Genomic DNA, 14,170 nt, shown 5'->3' on the forward strand with positions numbered 1-14,170 from the left:
GAATTCGGCGCCGCAACTGGAGGTGCAGTGGCAATCTTTACGGACCCCATCAGGGAACACGCTGATTTCGGCCCGGGCGATGCCGAATGGCTGCACCTCCTGGTGGGGGACTGGCAGATGGTCGCGGACCTTGCGTTCGCTGACCTGGCGCTCTGGTTCCCCCACCCGGAGCTTGGCTACATTGCCCTGGCACATGTGCGTCCTTCCACCACGCACACGGCTTTCCACAGCGACTTCGTGGGTGAGGGTATCCGGTCCGACCTGCAGCCGCTCGTGGACAAGGCGTGGAACAGCAGGTCCATTGAGCGTTCCAGTGAGACGAACTGGAACAGCGAGATGGCGCTGCGGGTCGAGGCGGTTCCCATGGTGCGCAATGGGCGGACGCTTGCGGTGGTTACCACCCATATGGATCTCTCCAGTTCCCGAATGCCGTCCCGGCTTGAGTTGACGTACCGGCAATGCGCGTATGATCTCCTGCGGATGGGCACGTTGGGGTTGTGGCCGGATTTCGCCTCACCCACGGGCTCCCGCCGGGGTGCTCCCCGTGTGGGCGACGGGCTGATAAGGCTGGATGCCGACGGCGTGGTGCAGTACGCCAGCCCCAACGGCGTTTCGGCCTTCCGACGCCTGGGGGACGGTGAGTCCCTGGAAGGACGCTCCCTCGCTGAAGTCACCGCCGGCCTGCTCAAGGACCGCCGGATGGTCGATGAGACCCTGCCGCTGGTCGTCACAGGCCGGATGCCTTGGCGCAGCGAGATCGAGTCCAGGGGAGTAAGCCTGTCCCTGCGGGCCATTCCGCTCCGGGACGAGCAACAGCGGTTCGGCGCGCTGGTCCTCTGCCGCGACGTCTCAGAGCTGCGCCGCCGCGAAATGGAGCTGGTAACCAAAGACGCCACTATCCGCGAAATCCACCACCGGGTTAAGAACAACCTGCAGACCGTGGCCGCGCTGCTGCGGATGCAGTCCCGGCGAATGGTGAGCGATGAAGCAAAGCAGGGCCTGGAACAGGCGATGCGCCGCGTAGCTACGATCGCACTGGTCCATGAGACCCTATCCCAAGGCCTGACGCAGAGTGTCGATTTCGACGAACTGATCGGGCGCCAGTTCCGGCTGTCTGCGGAGGTGGCCTCCCCTTCCCAGCAGGTCAGGACGGAGCGCTCCGGCAGCTTCGGCGAGCTCCCCAGCGACCTCGCCACCCCACTTGCCCTGGTCATCAACGAACTGGTGACCAATGCTGTGGAGCACGGCCTTGAGGGGAGGGCGGGAACAGTGTGGCTCCTTGCCGACCGCTCCGAAGGGGATGACGGCGAGGAGCTGACGGTAACCATTGCCGACGACGGCGTGGGCCTTCCGCAAACCCCCCATGTAGAAGGCCTCGGCCTGCAGATTGTGCGGACGCTCGTCACCAGCGAACTGGGCGGCACCATCACGTGGGAGCGCCGCGAGGGCGGTGGGACCGAGGTTAAGATCCGGCTGAGCCTGGCAGGCAAGTAGGAGGCGCGTTCCGGCCAGGGGTTGTTCTGGACGGGACGGAGTGCAACTGACAGAGGCCCGGGACCAATCCAGTCTGGATTGGTCCCGGGGCCTCTGTATGCCGGTTCCGTCGTCCTGTGGCGCCGTTCTGCCGGTGCGGGATTCCTAGGAGGCGCGGCGTGCGCGGGCCGCCCGGCGCTTGAGGGCGCGGCGCTCGTCTTCGCTCATGCCGCCCCAAACCCCGGCGTCCTGGCCGGATTCGAGGGCCCACTGCAGGCAGGTGTCGACAACGGGGCACCGGCGGCAGACGCTCTTGGCTTCCTCGATCTGCAGGAGGGCCGGTCCTGTATTCCCGACGGGGAAGAACAGTTCCGGGTCCTTCTCGAGGCACGCTGCGCGGTTACGCCAATCCATGCTGATCAGTTGCTCCATTTCTGGGAAGTGCCTTTGTGAAATTATTCACTAGTGGCTACAAAGGAAAGGGGCCCTCTGGGCCCCCTTGGTCATCTGCATCAAGCCTGTCATGTTAACGCTATGTAAACAAGGGGTTATAACGCCTGATATCCCCTGAAACCTGAGCGATGCATCACAGTGCCGGCACGACCCTCACCAGTGTCCGACTATGTCCGGTAGGGTGCCAGTGTGTCAAGACCCCCGGTAAACCCAGCAGGTACACCATCCTCTTCTGATGATCCCGGCAGCGGACCGGACAGCGCGGCCAATGGACGGACTGGACCGGTACCCGCGACCGCTAAGGTGGTTGCGGGCGTTGCGGCGGCAGAAGCTACGGCCCTCCTGGCGGCCGCCGGCTGGTATGCCTACGAGCTGTTCAGCGGCAGCCCCGTACTGTCCTTCTGGGGTGCCATCTTCACCTTGGCGCTCCTCTTGGCTTTTTCGGCCTGGCTGTATGCGGTGGCAGTCTTCCTTTACCGGGGCTTCCGCTGGACCAGGGCGGCCGCGCTGGTGGCCCAGTTGTTCGTTCTCACCATCGGGGTGCCCACTATGACCAGCGGCCTTGTCCTGGCCGGACTGGTGATGCTGGTACCTGCGGTCACCGCCATCGTCCTCCTGTTTACCAACAAGGTTGTCAGTCATGCCTCCCGGACAGGGAGTGCACCCCCAGCCCTCTGACGCCGGACCGGCCAGCCATCCCCTTCGACCAAACTTCTTTGTGTTGGAACCAAACTCCTTTTCCGTTCCTTAGATCGCCGCCGGCCTTCCTTCTGCTCCAGCCCACGCCACTTGGAGAGGCACTGAGCGGCCGCCGGAGATGAGGACGGCGCGGCCCGGCGGGGGATTGGACTCGACGTCGAACCGAATCCCGAAAGGGTCGCCGTCAGCCACTGAACGCGGGCCAAGCAAAAGGCCGAGGCCGGACGCCCGGGCAGCCATGATCAGCGGGACGCGCTGGAGAAGCATTGGACTGTAAACAGCCGTTATCACCAGGGAATGGCCCAGGGCATGCAGTTCGCCCAGATCCCGCAGCGCCGAAGGGGCGAGCTGGTCGACGTCGTCAACCAGCAGTATTGCCTCCCGCGGCAAGGAACCATTCTCTGCCCGCACCAGCATGTCCGACCATAACTCTCCCTCGGCCTGGGACGGCCCTTGATGCGCGCACCACAGTTGCCCGGGGTTGAGTGCCTCCAACACTCGGAGGGTGTTGCTCTTGCCGCTTCCCGGGTCGCCGAGAACTGCTAATACCCCGCCGACGGGCATACGGAAGGACGCTGCGGCGAGCTCGTCCCCGGCCACTCCCAGAAAGACGTCACGCTGCCTCCCGGGGGCTACGTAGCGCCGAGTCCGACGGCCGTTGGCGGGCAGTTCCTGGCCTGAGCGGGCTTGAACAGATGGAGACCGGCTCAGCGCCGGTCCTGTTAGTGCTCCGACCTCCCTGACAGTGATGTGCGCGGGGAGGGGTTCCACCCGGAACGGCGGCAGCGAGGCCGGCGGGTATCCTGCGCCGCCCGTGCCCGGCGATCGCGGGGCAGGGCTGCGGTAGAACTGGCAGACCGCCGTGTCTCCGACTGAGACAGGGCCAAAGGCAACAGCCCTCCCTTCGGCGGCAGGCAACGAATGCATCCGCGGCCACATGGCGCGGCCCTCCTCGGTTGAACCGGCCGGAAAGTAGAAACAGTTGGGAAGAGTGCCGAAGAACCTGGCAGTGACAAGCTCGCGCTCCCCGGAGAGCAGCAGCGTGATCCCTGCCTTGGCGCCGTCGCGGACGAGGTCGTGGACCAGGTCTTCCGCCCAGGCCAGGGGTCCTGAACGGAAGGCGGAAACCCAGGATCCCCAGCCTGAAATGACCAGGACGACGGGTACGGTGCCGGACCCTGGATGGCTCAGCCGCTGGCCCAGCTCCCGGACAAGCCGCTCCAGGATCCGTACTCCCCGCCGCAAGTCGTCCAGTCCGGCATGCGCGCCCGTCCGGCCTGCACTGGCCAGCGGGAGAAAACTGCCCGCGGCGTCCAGTACGTAGAAGTGGGCTTCCCAAGGTCCGGTCATCAGTTTGTGGACGGCCAGTTCCAGCGCCGCCCCGGCCCCGGACGCGGGACTGCCGATAAACGCTGCGTGGCCGTGCCGGGCAGGACTCCAGACCAGGGCCTCCACCCGTTGCTTTTCGGGCACGTCCATCAGTCCGAGGTGAACCTCGCCCATCGGGTTCATCGGCGGACTGCTGTAAGCCGGATCGTGCAGGTCCTCAGGCAGTGGAGGGGCGACGGGCCTCCTCGGGACCTGCTTCTCCTGCTGAGTACAGAGGCTCCGCACCATGGCCGCCAGCGGTTCCACCGCCTGCGCAGGAGTTGGGACGGGGGCTTGCTCTTTATTTGGCCCGGTTGCCTGGCTGGCCAGAAGCTCGGTTGTCTTGTGGACGATAACGGCAGGGCAGTCATTGCCCTCGGAGACCGACCCCAGGGATGCCCCCTGGAACTCCTCGGCTGCTTCCGTACCACGTGCCAGGAAGGCGCGGCCGGGAGCGTCGACGCTGATGGCTGCAGCGTTTTTACAATTGACGATGTCGACCGACTCCATGTCGGATTGCACGCGAAGGGCGATGCTGGACGTGACGTTGGCACGGATGTCGGCCGTTAGTGCCCCCTGCGGCCTTTGCGTGGCCATGATCAGGTGGATGCCCAGGGAGCGCCCGGTTGAGGCTATCCGCAGCAACTCACGGAGCACTTCCGGTGCATCATCAACCAGCATCCTGAACTCGTCGATGACAATGACAAGGTTGGGGAGGACAAAGTCGTGTGCCGCCCCGGTGGAGCGGTACGCGGAAATGTCCGGGACACGGGCCGCGGAAAGGACTCTCTCACGGAGCTGGAGTTCGGCGCGAAGCGAGATCAGGGTTCGGTTCATTTCTGAGCCGGATAGGTCCGTCTGCAGTCCCACGCAGTGGACCAGTTCACTCAGTGGGCCAAGCCCTGAACCGCCCTTGAAATCGATGAAGAAGAAGTTGACCCGCTCCGGCGGATAACTCAGAGCGAGGGCGAGTGTGAGGCTCCGGAGCAGTTCTGATTTCCCTGAGCCGGTGGTGCCCGCCACGAGCAGGTGGGGTCCGTCGTACTGGAGGTCAAGGGTCTTCGTACCTGCGGCGCTGAGGCCCAGTGGTATGGATAGCCCGTCCTTTTGCGAGCTGGAGTCCCAGCGTTCAGCTGTTGCCTCAGGGGTCAGAGGCAGGATGTCGTCAAGGCTGCAGGTAGCGGGAACGGACCGTACTCGTTCCTTGTCCTGCCGCCGTTCGCCCGCCATGCGCCGGCAGAATCCAGTGAACACATCGTCCGGCACAAGGTCGGGAACAAACACGGTTTCGCGGAGATCTTGCCGCAGGACGCACCTGTGCTCCGAGAGAAAGAGGTCAGGTGCAGGCCACTCACCTTCCTCGGACCGGAAGTGAAGTACCTGCCATCCCCGTTGGATCGCTGCGTCCCGTACCGAGTCGTCAGCGCCCGCTGTGGAGCTTTCCCCGCGAATCAATAAGACCGCGCGCTCGCAGCCGTGGGAATGGCTGCTGTTCACAACACCGAGGGCGGCAGTTGGTGTTGCTGTGAGGGTCACCCTGGGAAGGTATCGGGCGGCGAGGGGCAGGCTTCCTGGCTGTCCATGAAGGAGGACGTGCGTCATGCCAGCCCGCGGATACGCTGCCAGTTGCATGAGGAAGGACCGGATGGCGCCGTCGGTGGCTGAGCCCAAAGCGCGAATGGTGGTGAGTTGGCGGCGCGGGTCGAGGACGACGGGCACCGTTCCTGCCGGTGGAACCGCCGGGCCGGAACCTGCAGGCTCGATCCTGACATTGGCTGCCTGGTCTGCCTGACCCAGCCGCAACCAGACACCGTCACTGCCGGAGCCCAAACTGGAGGTTTCCTCATCTCGTTGTGTCACCAAGGCTACGAAAGCCAGGGAAGGGGCGCTCCGCCGTCGGCGTTCCCTGTCTTCCGTAACGGCGGCCTGCACAGCGGCGGACAATTCCCGTCTCTGCCGTCGACCCCCGAAGGCGGGGACCAGGACGGAAAATGCGGAAGCCGCGGAAAAGGCAAGGAACATCCACATTCCTGTGAGGACGGCCAGCAGCACCCCGAAGCCCAGCGGGAGAACCGCGGTCAGAATAAGTACCGCCCGGTTCCCGGCGTCAATGCGGGCGGGCACGACGATGGGTTCCGTCACGGACCTTCCGGCTTCCGCAAGTGACCGGACAGAAGGGTCTGCGAAAACCAGTGACAGGTTCGATTGGCCGCACCTGATGCTGGAATCCGTGGAGATGACCTTAGCCCGGATTCTTTCGCCGTCGACATAAGTGCCATTGGCACTGCCCAAGTCAATCAACAGGATGTCGGTATCCGTTACCACCACCTGCGCATGTTCACGCGACAGTTCCGGGTCCGGGATGATGATCCGCGTACCGCTTCGGCCAATGCTGTAACTGCCGCGCCGTAACGGTACGACCGTTCCTGCTGCGGCGCCGCTGTCGACCGCGAGGGCCAGGGGAGCAGCAGCTTCAGGGGCAGGCCGGCGCCGGGGCCGCCGGCTCGAGGGGCCGGTGCCGCCGTCGACGAGGATCGCCGCCTCTACGAGCGGCGGCACGCCGAGGGCCAGGGAACGCAGGTCCTCCCCATCCACGGTGACGACACCCACACTGAACTTCCGCACCAGCTGCTCGTAAATCCCGGCACCTGACGTGCCTGTTGGGGCGTTGATGGATAGTTCGACGGGCGGCTGCTTTGCTGATGATCCTGGGCCGCCAACCAGTGTGCAGTTGAGTGTCATGTGTCGGGATCCTTCGTGCATGTATCCACACGCTAACTACAGCAGGAAGCGTGCAGCAGGCGCTTCACGGCCTATGTGGATAAACGTGTGGCTTTCGGGCTCCCTGGAAGGTGACAGCCCGGTTAGGATCACTACACCGGGCCCTGGCACGGCGGTCCGACAGAAGCGAAGGAGTCCGCTTTGAACACGATCGCTGACAGCGCGGACGTCGATGCCAGCGCCAGCATAGGGCCCGGCACCAGGGTGTGGCATCTCGCCCAGGTCAGGGAGGCAGCGCGCCTGGGGGAGAACTGCGTTATAGGCCGCGGCGCCTACATCGGCCCGGGCGTGGTCCTGGGGGAGAACTGCAAGGTCCAGAATTACGCGCTGGTGTACGAGCCCGCCGTTTTGGAGGCGGGAGTTTTCATAGGCCCCGCGGTGGTACTGACCAATGACGTCTTTCCCCGCGCCGTAACTCCCCAGGGCAGCCTCAAGACGGAGGACGATTGGAACAAGGTGGGCGTCACCATCCGGCGGGGAGCCGCCATTGGCGCCCGGGCCGTCTGCATAGCACCCCTGACCATCGGCGCGTGGGCGATGGTGGCGGCAGGCGCCGTCGTCACCAAGGATGTGCCGGACTTTGCCCTCATTGCGGGGGTTCCAGCGCGCCGGATCGGGTGGGTCGGGAAGGCGGGCCAGCCCCTTCGGCAGGAGGGCGGGGAGTGGATCTGCCCGGAAACAGGGGACGCATACCTTGAGGACGGCGGAGTGCTCCGCCCTGCCTGATGGCAGTTGCATGCCGGGCACAGCGGCGGTGCTGATTCGACGGGCCCCGCAGTCCCTCGGGTAGGCTGGAGCAGCAGACAATGCGCAACATTGCGCTGCCCGCATTCGAACCAGGAGATTTTGTGACCGCTGACCTCGTCATCGTAGGGTCCGGCTTTTTTGGCCTGACAATCGCAGAACAGGCCGCCACCGAGCTCGGCTTGAAGGTGGTTGTCATCGACCGCCGCCACCACATCGGCGGCAACGCGTACAGCGAAAAGGAAGAACAGACCGGGATCGAGATCCACCGGTACGGTGCCCACCTTTTCCATACCTCCAACGAGCGGGTGTGGGAGTACGTCAACAGGTTCACCACCTTCACGGACTATGTGCATAAGGTCTACGGCGTGCACAAGGGCGAGGTCTATTCACTGCCCATCAACCTGGCCACGATCAACCAGTTCTTCCGGGCCAACCTCACTCCCGGCGAGGCGAGGGAGCTCATCCAGGAGCAGGCCGGGGAGCTGGCGGGAACCGACCCCCAGAACCTCAACGACAAGGGCATCCAGCTGATCGGCCGCCCGCTCTACGAGGCGTTCATCAAGCACTACACCGGCAAGCAGTGGCAGACGGACCCCAAGGACCTGCCGGCAGGCATCATTTCCCGGCTGCCCGTACGCTACAACTACGACAACCGGTACTTCAACGACAAGTACGAGGGCCTGCCCACCAACGGCTACACGGCGTGGATCGAAAAGATGGCTGAGCACCCCAACATCGACGTGCGGTTGAACACCGACTTCTTCGATGAGTCCCACGAGTACAGCAAGAACAAAGTGGTGGGCAACATTCCCGTTGTCTACACGGGCCCGGTTGACCGGTACTTTGACTATGCCGAAGGCGACCTTTCCTGGCGCACCATCGACTTCGAGGAAGAAGTCCTTGAGATGGGTGACTTCCAGGGGACGTCCGTTGTGAACTATAACGACGCCGAGGTCCCCTACACCCGCATCATTGAGCCCCGTCACTTCCACCCGGAGCGCGACTACCAGACCGAGAAGACTGTCATCATGCGTGAGTTCTCACGTTTTGCCGAGAAAGGTGACGAGCCCTACTACCCGGTCAACACCTCCGCGGACAGGGAGCGCCTGCTCAAATACCGGGACCTCGCTTCCGCGGAAAAGGATGTCCTGTTTGGCGGCCGGCTTGGCACCTACAAGTACCTGGACATGCATATGGCCATCGGTGCGGCCCTCAGCATGTTCGACAACAAGATCAAGCCGCACTTCGAAAGCGGCGTACAGCTTGAGAGTGGAGGCGTGGACGCATGATCGGCTCGCCGGGCTGGGCGACGCTCCAGCGGGTGATATTCCCGCCGGAGTCCGGAGTCGACACGATGTCGCTCTATGCGGACGCCGGCCCGGCGGCAGGAATACGTTTCCGGGAAAGCGATGAGTCCGCGCGGAACCCCAAACGGGCAGAGGACAAGCTGCAGCTTGTGGGCTCCAGCCAGCGGGAGGTGCACTTCGACGACTTGCTGTCCCGGTTCTCCCTCCGCGTGCGCTCAGGGGAGCAAATCTCGTTAGGGACGTATTTCAACGCATTTCCTGCCAGTTACTGGCGCCGGTGGACACACCTGCGTGAGGTTCGCCTGGTGGTCGAGACGTCGGGCCATGGATCCATCACCGTCTACAAATCAAACGCGCGCGGCACCATTCAACGGGTGGATGGTAGGCGGGTCGACGGCGACTCAAGAACCGAATTCGATCTTTCCATCAAACCGTTTGGTGACGGAGGATGGTATTGGTTCGACCTTGCCTCAAGCCGGGGCGACCTGATCCTGGGTGAGGCCCGCTGGGAGGGTGCGCCAACAGAGCGGCCCCTTGAGTCAGCGACCATTCAAATCACCACGATGAACAAACCGGACTTCTGCCTTGCCAATGTCCGCGCCCTGGCAGAACACCCGGAAGTGCTCGAGGTGGCACGGGAAGTGCTGATCGTTGACCAGGGCACGGTCAAGGTTGCCGACCAACCGGGCTTTGCCGAAGTAGCGGCCAGCATCGGCCCCAAGCTTAGAGTGATTGACCAAGCAAATCTGGGTGGGTCCGGAGGGTTCGCCCGGGGTATGTATGAAGCCGTCGAAAACGGTAGTGACTACGTTCTGCTCCTTGATGACGACGTTGTGGTTGAGCCCGAAAGCGTCCTGCGCATGATGGCGTTCTCGGGCCGGTGCCGGAAGCCCACCATTGTGGGTGGGCACATGTTCGACCTGTACAGCCGCAGCACGCTGTATTCAATGGGCGAGACGATCGATTCGCGGCGGTTTTCACCAAGCCAGCCGCACCAGGACATGCAGATGCGGCACGATTTCAGTGTGTCGAACTTGCGACAGACGCCGTGGCTGCACAGGCGCGTCGACGTCGACTACAACGGCTGGTGGATGTGCCTGATACCCACTTCCGTTATACGCGACATCGGGCTTCCGCTGCCTTTGTTCATTAAGTGGGACGACTCTGAATATGGGCTGCGCGCCAGGGCCGCCGGCTACCGGACTGTGTCTTTGCCCGGCGCTGCGCTCTGGCATATCTCCTGGATTGATAAAGACGATCTGGTTGGATGGCAGGCGTATTTTCACAACCGCAACCGCCTGATCACTGCTCTGCTCCATAGCCCCCACCCAAAGGGCGGCTCGGTCCTGCGGGAATCTTTCCAGGAAGACGTCAAGCACCTCGTATCGCTTCAGTACTTCACTGCGCAGAACCGGCTCACGGCGAGGGCGGACCTGATGAGCGGCCCGTCCCATCTGCATCCGTCTCTTGCCACCAAGCTGGCGAGCATCAACAAGCTGCGGGACTCCTTTCCTGACGCACAGCTTCATGAAGACATAGACGATTTCCCGGCGCCTTCCCTCGGAGCAGGACTTTCGGGGCAAACCGAGAGCCAGATGCCCGCCAAGAAGGACATGGTCAAATGGGGGCTGACAACAGTGGCCCGACAATTGCTCAGGCAGCCGTCTGCCGCCTCGCTAGAGCGTCCCCAGGCTTACCTCGCCCACGTGGACAACAGGTGGTTCCGTACGGCGCAGTTTGATTCCGTCGTGGTATCCAACGCCGAGGGGACAGCCGCTTCATGGTACAAGCGCGACCCTGGAAAGCTGAAGGCCATGCTGAGCCAGTCCGCTCTTCAGCACGCAGCGCTGTACAAGAACTGGGACGCATTGGCCGCAGACTACCGGGCTGCGCTTGCGGACCTGGTATCGGTGGAAACGTGGCGCCGCAGCTTCGGCCTAGCGGAGGAAGAACGTCGCCCTCGATGAGGAATGAAGCAGCGTAACGAAAGACCGCCCTCCAATTTATTGAGGGCGGTCTTTCTCTAGGCGAATTCCGAGATGCTCCGCTCTATTTGCGCTGCAAAAGGTTTGGTTATCAATAGCCGGTAAAGACAGAGCCCGGCCACTGATAGGACAATAATGTAGGCGACGGTAAGCCCTTGCCATGAACTAGGCGGCTGCCACTGGGGTTCAAACATTTCAGTCCAATTTATGTGATCCCCGTGTATTCCGACTGTATATCGCCGCAGCCCCTGCAAAAGCAGGTACACATGGGCCAAGACTCCCAGTACGAGACTCCAACGGACTAGGGAGGCGGACCAGGGCGAAGTGCTGAACGGCCGGAATCGTACCGCCCTCCCCGACACGAGGATCAGCAGAATGATAAGAGCCAGTGCATATCTGCCCTGCCAGATCCAGCCCACTGTTTCGCTGGACGCCGCTTGAAGCAGCGGAGGTATGGCGAGAACGGCAACAGTCACCATGGCCACGGGCCAGCGGAGCTTGACTGGTCGAGTTGTAAAGGCCAGCAAGAGCAGCCACCCAAAGCCAAGGACCCACGCGTCTACAACGGCCACCGGGGGAGCAGTGTCTAGGGAGCCCAGGACTCCGACATATTCGCGCATATAGCCGACCGTCCGGTCCAGCATAAGTATGGCGGCCTCATCGGCCGGCAGCGGCGGTGTCACGGCAAAGAGGCTGTCCAAGCTATGGGCAGCTAACGTCCACCAAAGCGCGAATACGCATGAAGCGCTGACCAAGAAGACGGAAAGCTGGAATGTCTTAGTTTTCGCCAGAGCAAGCAGTGCAAATCGAGATTGGCCAATCATGGCCGCCACAACGGCGAGTGCAAGCCACAAAAGTGAAAGCGGCCTAGTGTTGGCCAAAAGAATTCCCGACGTGGTAACGATGGCTGTTGTCAACCAGCTTGTCTGCGATTTCGCAGCATTCTCAAGCATTACGCAGAGGCCCATGTAGAACGCGCCAGTGGTGGCGATCTCCAGCGCATTGGGATTCACCGCACCGCTGAGGAACAGGACAGCGGGAGTCATTGAGACAGCAGACGCAATTAGCATAAATCGGCTCTTGCGCATACAGCTCGCTGCGTAGAAAAAGGCCGCAAGGAAAAATGATGTGAGCCATGCACTGATGATGCGCATGGCGTAAAGAGCAGGTTCGCCTGCAAGACCACGACTGCCGAGCCCCACGATTGCATAGTAGACGGGATTGTAGTTTCCGGCGGAAGTCGTTGCTTTGACCGGGCTGCGATCTGCCGTGTTCGTGGGCTTGTTGCAATTGGCTGTTATTTCAGGATGTGTAGCGTAACAGTTGTAGCTTCCGACTTCAGCAATGTACTTAGGGACCTCAACCGCCAACAACTCTCCTTGAACTCCGGAGCTTGTGCCGCCGTACTGGCCTCGTGCAACAGATGCTGCCTTGATCGTATGCGCTGGCTCGTCAGGTGCCGACATTAGTGGTGATGCAAAACACCAAACTGTGCTGGCTGCTCCAATAAGAAGCCACGCGATAAGGAGCACGTGAAGCTGTGAAGGGGGAGTGGAGGAAGTCCCAACGGCAGATGTTGGCTTCTGGAGGAGCAAGGAGGTTCGCATGGTGGTTTAAATCATACGTTGAGATAAACCACGAATGCGGCATTCCCACTTCCCTCGTGGAAGACGAAAGCCCTGCCCGGACCCGACCCTGCGGCGAAAATCCAAGGTTACTCAACCTAAATATCGGCCATTATTTCCGCACCCTGGTCCTTAAGGTGCGTTACCGGACGACTAGCGTGGCTTCGTGTGAGCAGCCGGTACAGGCCTACCGCGCCGAGGGTTAGAAGGAAGATGTACGCCACGGTAAGTCCTTGCCAAGTCAACGGCGGCTGCCATTGGGGATCGAACATCTCGGTCCAGTTGACGTGCCCCTGGATGCCGATTGTGTAGCGTCTCAGCCCTTCCAAGAAAATGTAGGTATGAGCAAGTGCGCCCAGAACAAGGCCCCAGCGAATCATGGACTTGGTCCACGGCGTGATTTTGAATGGCCGAAAACGTGTGGTCACTCCTGCCGCGAGTATCAGAGTAACAACCATCGCCAGTGCATAGCGCCCCTGCCAGACCCAGCCAAGTTTCTCACTCGTGCTGGCCTGGAGGGCGGTGGGAACAGCAATGACCGTCACCGTAAGCAGGGCCATGACCCACCTGCCTTTTATGGGGCGGGCAGTGAAGGCGAGAAAGAGCAGCGCCCCGAACCCCAACACCCAGGTGTATAGCGTAGCCGGGGGCGGCAGCGTATCGATCCAGCCAAGGACACCCACGTACTGAACCATGAAGAACACGGTGTTATCGAGCATAGTTATGGCCGCCTCATCCGCTGGGATTGGCGCCCCGGCAAGCAGGCTGTCAAAGCTCTTGGCGGAGAACACCCACCAAAGGGCGAAGGCACAAGACAGGCCGACGATGACCATCGCCGCCTGGAACCCCCGTTTGGATAGGGACCGCCAGAGTGTCCGGAATCCGTAGCAGAGTACAGCCGCCGTCGCTGCAAGGGCTAGCCACAATAGAGATAGCGGACGGGTGTGTGCCAGGAGTGAGGCTGAGAGGGTGAAGAGAACCAGGGGCAGTCGCCCTGGCCCAGTTTTGCTGGCAACTTGTTCGAAGATGGCGCATAGGCTAAGAAAGACTGCGCCGGTTGTGGCAATTTCCAATGCGTTCGGGTTGATTGACCCCGCCAGGAAGAAGACTGCCGGCGTCAGAGCAACAGCCGCGGCGATGACTGGCCTGCGGAAATGGCGAAGGGAAGAAGCCGCTGCAAAAATCGCTGCCAGAAAGAACCCGACCAACCAACTACTGATGAGCCTCATGGCGTAGATTGCCGACTCACCGCTGAGCCCCCGGCTTCCTATGCCGACGATTGCGTAATAGACCGGATTATAGTTTCCGGCAGACGTTCTCCCGGCAGTCCAGCCGCGGTCCGTTGCGTCAATCGGCTGGGCGCAGTCCGCCGTGATATTCGAATGCTGGGCAAAGCAGCTGCGAACGTTCAAGTGGGCAATATAGCCCGGGACCTGGACAACCAACTGGTCTCCCTGTACCCCCGATCCTGTGCCCAGTAACTGCCCACGGGCGACCGCTGCGGCTTTGATCGTATGGGCGGGTTCGTCCGGTATGGACATTAGCGGCGAGGCGAAACTCCATACGCTGCCCATCGAGCCGAAGACCAGCCACGCGATCATCAGGACCCGCATCGCCGACGGTGGAAGGGGGCGTGAACCCGTTGGCTTGATTTTGGGCATGAGCAAGGAGCGAGTGGAATTCGGCATGATAGTTTAAGGATACTTGGAGGCGGGCTGTGCAGAGGCTGATC

Annotated in this window: 9 protein-coding genes; 5 read left to right on the top strand and 4 right to left on the bottom strand. The window is 62.1% G+C overall.

Annotation, left to right across the window (positions count from 1 at the left end):
* The first annotated feature begins 27 nt into the window (after positions 1-27).
* Positions 28-1,494 (top strand): sensor histidine kinase, encoded by a 1,467-nt coding sequence (locus tag J7I84_RS08555; protein ID WP_214943389.1) that lies wholly within the window; start codon positions 28-30, stop codon positions 1,492-1,494.
* Between the two features lie 144 nt (positions 1,495-1,638).
* On the opposite strand, the gene J7I84_RS08560 is transcribed toward J7I84_RS08555, so the two are convergent.
* Positions 1,639-1,887 carry a WhiB family transcriptional regulator gene (locus tag J7I84_RS08560; RefSeq protein ID WP_015937605.1) on the bottom strand — a complete coding sequence of 83 codons (249 nt, stop codon included), beginning with the start codon at positions 1,885-1,887 and terminating at the stop codon, positions 1,639-1,641.
* A 228-nt stretch (positions 1,888-2,115) separates the two neighbouring features.
* Between J7I84_RS08560 and J7I84_RS08565 the strand changes: the two genes are divergently transcribed.
* On the top strand, positions 2,116-2,604 hold the full coding sequence (locus tag J7I84_RS08565; protein ID WP_311381107.1) for a hypothetical protein: 489 nt from the start codon (positions 2,116-2,118) through the stop codon (positions 2,602-2,604).
* A 69-nt stretch (positions 2,605-2,673) separates the two neighbouring features.
* On the opposite strand, the gene J7I84_RS08570 is transcribed toward J7I84_RS08565, so the two are convergent.
* On the bottom strand, positions 2,674-6,735 hold the full coding sequence (locus J7I84_RS08570; protein ID WP_214943396.1) for an FtsK/SpoIIIE domain-containing protein: 4,062 nt from the start codon (positions 6,733-6,735) through the stop codon (positions 2,674-2,676).
* A gap of 180 nt (positions 6,736-6,915) precedes the next feature.
* On the opposite strand from J7I84_RS08570, the gene J7I84_RS08575 reads away from it, so the two are divergent.
* The 3 genes from J7I84_RS08575 to J7I84_RS08585 all read left to right on the top strand — a co-directional run bounded on the left by J7I84_RS08575 (position 6,916) and on the right by J7I84_RS08585 (position 10,795).
* Positions 6,916-7,500, top strand: coding sequence for an acyltransferase (locus J7I84_RS08575; RefSeq protein WP_214943399.1), 585 nt, complete (start codon positions 6,916-6,918; stop codon positions 7,498-7,500).
* Between the two features lie 122 nt (positions 7,501-7,622).
* The gene (gene glf / locus J7I84_RS08580) at positions 7,623-8,810 is read left to right on the top strand and encodes a UDP-galactopyranose mutase (protein ID WP_214943402.1); all 1,188 of its coding nucleotides are present in this window, start codon (positions 7,623-7,625) and stop codon (positions 8,808-8,810) included.
* Positions 8,807-10,795 carry a glycosyltransferase gene (locus J7I84_RS08585; protein ID WP_214943405.1) on the top strand — a complete coding sequence of 663 codons (1,989 nt, stop codon included), beginning with the start codon at positions 8,807-8,809 and terminating at the stop codon, positions 10,793-10,795. Before glf ends, J7I84_RS08585 begins: the two co-directional genes overlap by 4 nt.
* Before the next feature lie 56 nt (positions 10,796-10,851).
* On the opposite strand, the gene J7I84_RS08590 is transcribed toward J7I84_RS08585, so the two are convergent.
* Both J7I84_RS08590 and J7I84_RS08595 read right to left on the bottom strand, forming a co-directional pair.
* Positions 10,852-12,420 (bottom strand): DUF2142 domain-containing protein, encoded by a 1,569-nt coding sequence (locus J7I84_RS08590; protein WP_285291203.1) that lies wholly within the window; start codon positions 12,418-12,420, stop codon positions 10,852-10,854.
* A gap of 116 nt (positions 12,421-12,536) precedes the next feature.
* Positions 12,537-14,126 carry a DUF2142 domain-containing protein gene (locus J7I84_RS08595; protein ID WP_214943411.1) on the bottom strand — a complete coding sequence of 530 codons (1,590 nt, stop codon included), beginning with the start codon at positions 14,124-14,126 and terminating at the stop codon, positions 12,537-12,539.
* Between the last annotated feature and the right edge of the window lie 44 nt (positions 14,127-14,170).

Source organism: Arthrobacter sp. ISL-85 (assembly GCF_018613675.1).
Classification (GTDB): Bacteria; Actinomycetota; Actinomycetes; order Actinomycetales; family Micrococcaceae; genus Arthrobacter.